General features: G+C 33.9%; 1 protein-coding gene. It reads left to right on the top strand.

The features are described from left to right. The first annotated feature begins 157 nt into the window (after positions 1–157). Complete coding sequence (locus KPL37_RS19365) at positions 158–1,651, top strand: hypothetical protein (RefSeq protein ID WP_216151704.1); 1,494 nt, start codon at positions 158–160, stop codon at positions 1,649–1,651. The last annotated feature ends 61 nt before the right edge of the window (positions 1,652–1,712 follow it).

Genomic DNA, 1,712 nt, shown 5'->3' with positions numbered 1-1,712 from the left:
GAGATTTCACGGAAACTCCCTAGTTCCTGTGATTACTCATTTTTAGTATCATTAATTTTTATTGATTCCCCCATTTTTTTTGCATAAAACACTTGACAAGTCTGTAGAATTTTGCGGTCCTCCTCTTAAAGACATGTTTTAAAAGGAGGATTATTTTATGCTTAAAAATTGGAGCTCTCAAGCTGATTATCAGCAATTTATTATTTCAACTCTCTCATGTTTCTACAAAGTCATTCCTAAAAAAATTATAGAACTTGAAACTTCTATATCTAAGTTGTATTGCTTAGACTTAGATATTCTTAGAGAGATATTAAAACCTTATTACTCTAATACTGGTAGACCTGCGACCCTTCAACCTGAAATATTTCGTTCATTTTCTTTAATGCTTTTTCAAAAAGAGACAAGCATTACCAACTGGGTTAAAAAGCTTCATGCCTGTGATTTACTTGCGACTTGTATTGGCTGCACTGAAAATAATGTCCCATCACTTGGTGCTCATTATGATTTTATCTCTAGATTATGGCTCTCAGATCTGTCTATCGACAGAAGCAAACTAAAGAATACATATTCATATAAGAAGAAACCTCCTAAAATCAAAGAGCCCGGAAAAAATAATAAGCTTCCTAATAAAAAAACAGGTGTTGTTAAAAAAATTTCAGATTTCTTTGAAGCTGGTCGCTCATTTTCACTAAGAGCCGAAAGGCTGCTTCAAAAAATATTCTCATTAGTTGCTGTAGAGCCATCTTTTAATCTTAACTTAATTGAAAAAGATAAACTCACAGTTGCTGGTGATGGTACTTGCGTTCACTGTAAATCTTCTTACTATGGTTCTAAAGTTTGTGACTGCCGTCAAAATGGAATTTACGATTGCAAATGCCCTCGTAAACTTTCTGACATAAATGCTACTTGGGGTTGGGACAGTCATGAAAATCGTTGGTTTTACGGCTATACACTCTATGCTTTATCTGCTTATAACAAGAAATATAAAATAGATCTTCCTATTTATCTACGATTTGTAGAAGCAAGCAGACACGACAGTGTCACGGGAATAGTCGCATTAGCCGAATTTAGAGAACTGTTACCGCAGTTCACTATATCAAATTATGTTCTTGACTCAGCTAACGATAACTATGCTACATATGGATTATGTTCCAAATGGAACATTAATCCTTATATTGACATGAACTCCAAAAACAAAGGAAATTCTAAATATCCAGTTGCTCTAGATATTACTGAAAAAGGATTTCCTATCTGTATTGGTGGCCATGAAATGGTCTATAACGGTTATGAAAAAAGTCGTTCACGCCTAAAATGGCGTTGCCCCTTAGTTTTAAAAAAAGTTACTAGTTGCTCTTGCCGTGAACAGTGCTCACCTTCACCCTATGGGCGAGTAATCTACACTAAACCATCATGGGATTTGCGGTTGTTTACTCCTGTGCCTCGCGGCTCAAAACAATGGAAAATTATTTATAAAACTAGAACCTGTTCAGAACGTATAAACAATCGTATTCTAAATGATTATAGGATTCATTCTTTACGAATATATGGTAAAAAACGTTATTCATTTATGACTATGATTGCTGGTATTAATATTCATCTAGATGCAAGACTTAAAGTTTCAGATTTTAGTATTTTAAATTTATTAGTGTAACTATTTAACAATTAAATGCTTTTCTCTGAAAATTCCTGCATCGTGTAGGCTTGTTTGCTAT

The sequence above is a fragment of the Clostridium frigoris genome (genome assembly GCF_018861865.1).
GTDB lineage: Bacteria > Bacillota > Clostridia > Clostridiales > Clostridiaceae > Clostridium_AD > Clostridium_AD frigoris.
The sequence above is the reverse complement of the archived record's forward strand: the minus strand, read 5'-3'. Positions and strand labels throughout refer to the sequence as shown.

Excerpts from the sequence above, each read along its gene's own strand:
- KPL37_RS19365 (WP_216151704.1), top strand. The coding sequence starts at position 158 with ATGCTTAAAAATTGGAGCTCTCAAGCTGATTATCAGCAATTTATTATT.